This window comes from Lacticaseibacillus yichunensis, assembly GCF_003946405.1.
Classification (GTDB): Bacteria; Bacillota; Bacilli; order Lactobacillales; family Lactobacillaceae; genus Lacticaseibacillus; species Lacticaseibacillus yichunensis.
Genome location: NZ_RHOG01000053.1, coordinates 1 through 7,300, shown reverse-complemented (window position 1 = coordinate 7,300; position 7,300 = coordinate 1). Strand labels below are relative to the sequence as shown.

6 protein-coding genes are annotated in these 7,300 nt (G+C 51.3%); all 6 read right to left on the bottom strand.

The genetic code is table 11. The features are described from left to right. Positions 1-403: 403 nt before the first annotated feature. Positions 404-862 carry a Fur family transcriptional regulator gene (locus tag EKM95_RS11155; RefSeq protein WP_125698476.1) on the bottom strand — a complete coding sequence of 153 codons (459 nt, stop codon included), beginning with the start codon at positions 860-862 and terminating at the stop codon, positions 404-406. A gap of 121 nt (positions 863-983) precedes the next feature. Continuing rightward, a complete protein-coding gene (locus EKM95_RS11150) occupies positions 984-3,164 on the bottom strand; it encodes an LTA synthase family protein (RefSeq protein WP_125698474.1) in 2,181 nt (726 codons plus the stop codon). A gap of 246 nt (positions 3,165-3,410) precedes the next feature. Beyond that, the gene (locus EKM95_RS11145) at positions 3,411-3,650 is read right to left on the bottom strand and encodes a YkuJ family protein (RefSeq protein ID WP_125698472.1); all 240 of its coding nucleotides are present in this window, start codon (positions 3,648-3,650) and stop codon (positions 3,411-3,413) included. Positions 3,651-3,738: 88 nt separating this feature from the next. Beyond that, positions 3,739-4,800 carry a lysylphosphatidylglycerol synthase transmembrane domain-containing protein gene (locus EKM95_RS11140; RefSeq protein ID WP_125698470.1) on the bottom strand — a complete coding sequence of 354 codons (1,062 nt, stop codon included), beginning with the start codon at positions 4,798-4,800 and terminating at the stop codon, positions 3,739-3,741. Further along, positions 4,784-5,830, bottom strand: a complete 1,047-nt coding sequence (locus EKM95_RS11135; RefSeq protein ID WP_125698468.1) for a glycosyltransferase family 4 protein — start codon at positions 5,828-5,830, stop codon at positions 4,784-4,786. Before EKM95_RS11135 ends, EKM95_RS11140 begins: the two co-directional genes overlap by 17 nt. A 4-nt stretch (positions 5,831-5,834) precedes the next feature. Then, complete coding sequence (locus EKM95_RS11130; protein WP_125698466.1) at positions 5,835-7,055, bottom strand: glycosyltransferase family 4 protein; 1,221 nt, start codon at positions 7,053-7,055, stop codon at positions 5,835-5,837. Positions 7,056-7,300 lie beyond the last annotated feature (245 nt).

Here is a 7,300-nt window from a genome sequence, read left to right as displayed (position 1 = left end):
CTCTCATATAATGAGCCGTTTGAATAGCTCGATTTGTTGTTACTAGCGAATTGACTTCGCTCATGTTTAATTCTCCGACCAATTAAGGCCGAATCACCTACACATTTACGAAACTTTGTTCAGTTTTCAAAGGACGACTTGTCCAAAAGACAACTTTAACAGTATATCTTTTGATTAGTTCGCTGTCAACAAGAAATTCAGAAAGCGAATATTTATTCATTTGCATCCCCCGCCGAAGCGGGAAGCAGCATCTGTCTCGCTGACAACAATAGATATCTTACCAGCCGAGACCGCATGGCGTCAATAAGAAATTGAGATTTCTCGAGGCAAAATAAAATCCGAACACACAACATATTTATACATTGTGCGTTCGGATATTCATCAAAGTGCCGTTCCAAACAGCTCAGTTATTTGCGGCCGTCGCGCGGTTTGCTAATAGCTTCTGGCAATCAGGGCAAAACCCATAAACTTCGAGATGATGACCGCTGACCGCAAACCCCGTTTTTTTCGCTGCGACTTGTTCGACATCCTTAAATCGATCGTAAGTGAAATCCACGATCTTGCCACAATTCGAGCAGATGGCGTGGTAGTGAGGCTGGAGCGGAAAATCAAAATGGGTCGCCACATCATTGGAATTCATCTCTTCGATGAGATCCAAGTCACTTAACAGACGAAGATTATTATAGACGGTCGCGACACTCATATGCGGAAAACGTGGCGACAGCGCCGCGTAGATCGTCTCTGCGGTTGGATGCGCCTCACTAGCGATCAGATACTTGATGATCGCCTCGCGTTGCGGCGTCACCCGAATCTTATTGGCTTTAAGCTTGGCGATCGTCTGGTTGTAAACCGTCTCCTGCATCTATCTCACCACGGTCCCTTTCTCTAATAAGAATTGTTATCACTTGACACCGTAAGCGTACCCCAAAAGGCAAAAAGTTGCAAACAAAAAGGAAGTGACCGCAGCCACCTCCTTTTGTTGCTTACTTGTCCTTATCGCTTGAGTCACTGGTCGCGGACGAACTGCTGGCAGAAGCGTTGCCAGACGAACTAGTTGAACTGGATGAGCTGCTCGAATAGCTGTCAGCAAATTCCTTGAGGCCTGCCATTTCAGGGGCATCCGTCTTGTACTCACTCATCGTGGACTTCCCGTTGTTCTTGTCGATCAGGCTGGTCTTGTTTTTATCGTCGGCGGTCTGCAACATTTCCAGTGCCTTCGACTGCGTATAGCTGTAATCCGACTTATCTACTTTGGTAAAGCCATTTGGTGTGTAAAATCGCAGCAGATCCCGATTCACCACGCGGTCCGATAACGAGAGCTCGGTCGTGACGCGGTTGGTCATCGCGTCCACGGCTTCCTTTTGCGCCTGGGTCAGCTTCTTCAACTGCTCGCCGGTCTTCGTGTCATAGTAATTGCTGCCGATCTTCGTGTAGGTCGGACTGACAAAATCGCCATTGCGGAAGGCAACGGTCTGATTGCGATTGGCCGCCAGGAGGTCACTCCCAAACTGGATATACCCCTTATTGGAGATGCCCAGAAGATTCATGATCGTCGGCAGGACATCGATCTCGCCACCATAAGTGTGGTTGATGCCACCCTTGAGACCATCCATGTGAATCATCAGTGGCACACGCTGGAACATCGCGTTATCAAAGTCATCGAAGCTATCCTTGCCCAATAGCTGCGCGACCGCATCTTTATGGTTGGCTGAGATGCCAAAGTGGTCCCCGTAAAAGACGATCATCGATGTCTTATCGAGCCCAGTCTTTTTCAGCCAAGCCATGAACTCGCCGATCGCTTGGTCGAGGTAATGGGCCGTTTGTACATACCCGTCGACAGTCTTATCGCCGGTGTCCGTCTTGGCAATCGACTGGTTCTTTTTGTCCAGTGGATACGGGTAGTGATTGGTGACCGTGATCAGCTTCGCGTAAAACGGCTGCGGGAGCTGCTCGATATACCCCGCCGCCTGCCGCATGAACAGTTTATCCTTGATGCCGTAGCCTAAAAAGTCATTCTTGATGTTCTGGTAGTAGGACTTGGAAAAGAAATAGTCGTAGCCCCAAGACTTGTAGGCATTGTCACGATTCCAGAAACTGGCCACGCCGCCGTGCAACGCCGCCGTGGTGTAGCCCTGTTGATCCATGATGGCTGGCGCCGCCTGGAATGTGTTGGAGGTGCCCAGTAGCGACATGGCAGATCCTTCAGGCAACCCGAACAGCGAATTTTCCATCATAGTCTCCGCATCAGAGGTCTTGCCTTGACCGACCTGATGGAAGAAGTTGTCAAAACTCAGCGTGTCGCTTTCGTGATAGAGCTTATTGAGATTTGGCGTGACTTCCTGGCCGTCCCACTTGTAGTCGATCAGAAACTGCTGGAAACTCTCCAAATGAATGATGAAGACATTTTTCCCTTTGGCCACCCCGGTATACTGGGCGATCGGGTCGATGCGATTTTTCTTCAGGTAGGCAAGTACCGAGTTCATGTCGCTTGCCTTGGCGTTGGCCTTCGTGGCACTCGTCTGCGCCGTTTTCACACCATCAAAGACAGTGTATGCATTCAAGCCCAGATATTTGACGATATAGTTGTTGTCAAAGGTCCGGGTCAAGAGGCCAGAGCGGTCGTGGTAGGCCATGGAGAGGTTGGAGCCGAACATCAAGCCGGCCAGCAATGTCACGCCCACTGCGAAGAGCTTCTTGATTGGCCGCGTGTCCATGCGAATCACATGGAAGGCAAGCAGCAGAATCAGAATCGCCACATCGAGAAAAACCAGCCAGTCGCTGGCCCGCATGATGCCCATGACCCCGGTGGATAGGTTGCTCGAAACAGAGCTTGAGCCCTTGATCAGCGAAAAGGTCATAAAATCGGAAAATTCGCGATAATAGAGCACGTTCGCGAACAACCAAAGCGACGTGAGCGCGTCGATGATCAGCATCGTGATGTAAGACTTGCGCCCGGATATGTACAGCGCGACGCCGAACAATAAGATCGTGGTCGGTAGCGGATTGAGGACCAGCAGCAGGTTTTGCATTTTCCCGCTGACCCCGAGATTGAATTTTGTCTGATAGGCCCAGTAGGTCTTCGCCCAAAACAGCGCGACCGCCAGCGCAAAAAATCCGAGCCGCGTATTGAAAAAGCCTCGAATTTTACTGCCAAGTTGCTTCATCGTGTTCCTCCACCGCTTTTAAACGTTTCTTGAATTGACGCACTTACACACAGGCATAAGTCTACACACTCCGCCGCCAAAACACAATTTTGATGCGATTATTTTGCGCGTTTTTACGCTATCTTAAACGACGCGTGACGTTTTTTCTGAAATTCCACCGTCAGTAGGCGCTGGTCCACCGAGGCGAATCACCCCACTATTATTTCAACCAAACAAAAAGGCCAGGTTTCCCTGACCGATCGTAACCTATTCTTCATCATCAAGCAGGTCGTATATCTCCATGGCGACCAGGTCAATGTTGTCGAATTCAAAGTTTTGGTGGCTTTCGACCTCTTCAAGCGTATACGTCTGCGTACTTGGATCGAAGGAGACAAGCCCCTTTTCGACCCCTTCTTTTTCAAAGCGACGGGTCTGGACCTCGTCATCAGACGCTTCCTGCATCGCTTCAAGGCGTTTAATGATCGCAACTAACTGTGAGCTCTTCATAAAACGGCCCCTTTCATTTGGCTTCTGTCATAGCGTACCATAAAACGCTGACAGGTGCCCCCAAAAAGTGCTTGGATAACAGATTTTTTTAATCTTTGTCATGCTGTCTGGCAAGCAGTTCTCGCGGATCAAGTGGCGCCGCGGCCATCTTGTTTGGGGTCACCCCCAGCGCAAAGATACCGCAGATCATCCCCAGATAATAGGTCAAAAAACGCCACAGCAACATCGCCAGCAACAGCCTTGGCGCCGACGCAACATACGCGCCAAACAGCGTCTTGAAACTGTACTCGGCGCCGCCTGTCCCACCGGGAATCGGAAACAGCGACACGATCATCACGATCATCACATGCAGGACCATCACTTCGATCAGATCAACATGCTGGACGCCGAAGCTAAGCAGGACAAAGTATGGCACGGAATAATACAGCAGCAATTGCAGCATGGTCAACGCCGCGGCCTTCACCACCCGCTTTTTTTCCCGCTTCAGATGGAGGCTTTCGGCGTAAAATGTGTCGATTTTGAGGTCCATCCGCTGCTTCCACATCGCCAGGCGTTTGGGACTCATGAACAGCCCCAGAAAATGCAGCGCCCAGTTGACCAGCTTCTTGGTGAACTTATACTGATACATCACCAAAAGCAGACCGGTGATGACCGTGATGTGAATCAGAAAGCCGAACACGATCAGCCAGGCAAGCGCCTGAAACCGCCCGGCAATCTGCTGAAAGCCCACGATCAGGGTCAGGACAAAATTGATCAGCACCATGAACTGGTAGACGATGAATTTCATCAAGAGCACGGAGCTCGCCCGGCCGGCTTCGACGCCGGATTGCATCAACGCGACCAGCTGTGCAGGTTGCCCGCCCGAGGCAAACGGGGTGATCGCATTAAACAATTGCTCGACCAGTGGCACCCGCAGCGCCGCTTTGAACGGCAAGCGCTCGCCGTCATGCTGCACAAAGATCTGCACGACCAAGGTCTCGATGACCCATGTCGCCAGCATCACGAGCAGCGCGACGGCCACCCACCGCAGCCGCAGCCCCATCAAAGTCCGCCAGACCTGATGGATGTTGAGATCACGCATCTCGAACGCGAAGATCGAGACCCCGATCAACACCATGATCAGGACTGCGAGCTTATTTCGTTTTGACATGAGACTCCTTTACAAGCGCCGCCTGACTGCGGTAGAAGTGCTCCCACACCTTGGCCAAGCGCGGCTCGGAATAAGTCGCCGCCGCCTCTGCACTTTTTTGCGCATATTTTTGCTGAAGCGCGGGCTCCTGCTGCAATCGATGCAGCTGCTGATTCATCGCATCCACATCCGGCGCCATCATCGCAAACGGCGCAATGATCTGATCATACAGGGCGAGCTGCCGCACCATGACAGGCGTTTCCGTGGAAAATGCCTCCAGCACCGCCATCGGAAACAGCTCCTCATACGACGGCAATAAAAAGACATCCGCCACATTGTAGTAATCGACCATATCCTCACGCGGTACGATGCCGGTGAAGATCAAGTTGTCGGGCGCATTGGCGACTTCGGATTTGAGATGGTCGTACCCGTTGGTGATCATCCCAAAGGAAAAGCCGCCCGCCCAAATGAATCGCATCTTCGGATTGCGCTTCGCCAAGGCGATGAAGTCATCGACCCCTTTGCGATCCTGGACTTGGCCGGCCCCGAACACCACGAACTCATCTGGGGCAATGCCGTATTTTTGTCGAAGAATCACCTTGTTTTCCGGCGTCTCTGGATAAAACGTCTCCCGGGAGACAAAATTAGGAATGTAGGTGACGTGCTTCGGGTCGATGCCGTATGCGGCGAGCTTGGGAATAAAATTCGGATTGACCACCACGAGCTGATCCATCCGCTTGTAAAACGCGATCACATACTTATCGAGCGTCCAGCGCGCCACCCCAGGTAGGCGCAGGCTCTGATCCAGCGTATTTGGTAGAAAATGCACATAACCGATCTTGCGGCCGCGGCGCTTGGAAAAGGTGGAGGCGTAAAAAGCTGGGTCGATCGTGTGGTAATGACTGATCACGCTGGGCGTGTATTTATTGATGCTGACGTTGAATTCCCCTGGAAAGTATTTTTCAAGTAACGCCAACAGCTCGGTGTAGACTGCACCGACCCCCTGACCAGCCACCTTATCCGCCGAGGAAAACATATGAATATCGATCATGGACCTATCCCTTCATTGAATCACGTTCTGGGTCATCGACCTCTGCAACCTCATCAGTATCCGCGGCCTTTTGTGCCATGAACGCGTCAAAATTCGCTTGCGCCTGTTGATAGGCAGTCAGGACACGCTCCCCAAATAATTCGGCCGAGATCTCGTAGAGTTTGGCTTGCAATGGCTGCGGATCATCGAAGGCCTGCGGATGCTGCAGATAATTTTCAATCTGATGGACCATCTGCGACTGCTCAGTGAACGTGGTCCCGATCGCCGGGTCATCCAATAGCGACTGGGTATATTCGCCGGCCAGCGCAACGACCTTAAGCCCCGCCGCAAGCGCCTCAATGTAAGTCAGGCCCTGCGATTCGGAATCGCTGGCTGACACAAAGAGGTCTGCGGCTCGATAATAGTCGGCGATCTCGCGGTGATCGACCTCACCTGTGAATTTGACATGATCCGTGATGCCAAGCGACTGCGCCTGTGCCTCGAGATCCTCTTTGGCCGGCCCATCCCCGACGATCAACAACACCGCATTTGGAATCCGTTGCAAGATCGATGGCATTGCATCGACCACTTTATCGATTCGTTTTTCATAGGCCACTCGCGACAGCGACAACAGCACCGGCACGTTGGTCAACCCCAACTGGTCACGCAGCTGAGGATTTTTGGCCGCGCTGAACTGTCGAAGGTCAACCCCGGTCGGAATGATCGAGATCGGCGTCTTGACGCCATAGCCCAGCAGCGAGTCTTCAGACCGCTCAGACGGCGCGATTACCCCCGCAACATGGTACAGAAACGCGCGAATGAACTGTTTCACATGATAAGGACGCAGCAAATGCCCGTTCATCACATAATGAAGGTAATCCTCATACATTGTATGGTATGTATGCACAACAGGAATCTTTAACTGGCGCGCCACAAACTTGCCGATGTACCCCATCGAAAATTCAGTCTGCGTATGCACGATATCCAGTTTCAATTCCTTCGCAACAGCATAAGCATGGAACATACCGCGAATTGCGATGCGTCGATCCGTGAACGAGATGAATGGGACGCTCGTGAAACGAAACAGATTTGGTTCCACCGCGTCGTCGGGCACATGTGGATCGGTCGTTGTAAAAATATATACAGTGTTGCCACGACGCTCCAGCTCATCTTTTAATGTTTTGATCGAAGTTGAAATACCGCTGACCTGCGGAAAATAACTGTCCGTAAAGATGCCAATGTTCATCAAACTTCCTCCCAACGGCGATAATGCCCTATTGCTAGTATAAGGACAAATCAGAGCCAGTGCAATTATCGCCAGCATCTCCATTGTAGCAGACCAGTCACCGTCCTCATCGACCCTGCGACTGAGTTTAGATAAAATAAAAGGGTCTAAAATTTTTGGTGTTGATTGTGACAACGCCGGAAGTTTTGGACCTTTTTTGAATAACAAAAAAGGCACCTGGTCTTCCCCGGTGCTATGCTTTAAGC

Bases quoted from the DNA above. Each gene is read 5' to 3' on its own strand.
- EKM95_RS11150 (WP_125698474.1), bottom strand. From the start codon at position 3,164: ATGAAGCAACTTGGCAGTAAAATTCGAGGCTTTTTCAATACGCGGCTC.
- EKM95_RS11140 (WP_125698470.1), bottom strand. From the start codon at position 4,800: ATGTCAAAACGAAATAAGCTCGCAGTCCTGATCATGGTGTTGATCGGG.
- EKM95_RS11130 (WP_125698466.1), bottom strand. From the start codon at position 7,055: ATGAACATTGGCATCTTTACGGACAGTTATTTTCCGCAGGTCAGCGGT.
- EKM95_RS11155 (WP_125698476.1), bottom strand. From the start codon at position 862: ATGCAGGAGACGGTTTACAACCAGACGATCGCCAAGCTTAAAGCCAAT.
- EKM95_RS11145 (WP_125698472.1), bottom strand. From the start codon at position 3,650: ATGAAGAGCTCACAGTTAGTTGCGATCATTAAACGCCTTGAAGCGATG.
- EKM95_RS11135 (WP_125698468.1), bottom strand. From the start codon at position 5,830: ATGATCGATATTCATATGTTTTCCTCGGCGGATAAGGTGGCTGGTCAG.